This window comes from Pantoea sp. EABMAA-21 (assembly GCF_030053335.1).
GTDB classification, from domain to species: domain Bacteria; phylum Pseudomonadota; class Gammaproteobacteria; order Enterobacterales; family Enterobacteriaceae; genus Pantoea; species Pantoea communis.
Genome location: NZ_JASGBX010000051.1, coordinates 1 through 374, shown reverse-complemented (window position 1 = coordinate 374; position 374 = coordinate 1). Strand labels below are relative to the sequence as shown.

The following is a 374-nucleotide window of genomic DNA, read 5'->3' as shown; positions in this document are numbered from 1 at the left end:
TTATTCATTCTTATTACGGAGAATGAACACGACGTGTCGTTTCAATTTTCAGCTTGTTCCGGATTGTTAAAGAGCAAATACTTCGCAGCATGCTGAATCAGCATACTCTGAAGTACTGTGGGTAACGCCTTTCACTCATTACCAGCAAGTGGCGTCCCCTAGGGGATTCGAACCCCTGTTACCGCCGTGAAAGGGCGGTGTCCTAGGCCTCTAGACGAAGGGGACACGATAGTGTCACGACTTCGCAGCCGTCTTGCTCATTACTTTCTATCAGACAATCTGTGTGAGCACTTCGAAGGAAGGTATCTTCAGGTAAGGAGGTGATCCAACCGCAGGTTCCCCTACGGTTACCTTGTTACGACTTCACCCCAGTC

The 374-nt window shown here is 48.9% G+C and carries 1 tRNA gene and 1 rRNA gene; both read right to left on the bottom strand.

From position 1 onward, the window contains the following. Positions 1-149 precede the first annotated feature (149 nt). Positions 150-225: transfer RNA gene (locus QMZ65_RS25210), tRNA-Glu, on the bottom strand. 88 nt (positions 226-313) lie between these two features. Then, positions 314-374, bottom strand: a 16S ribosomal RNA gene (locus QMZ65_RS25205); the annotation flags it as partial.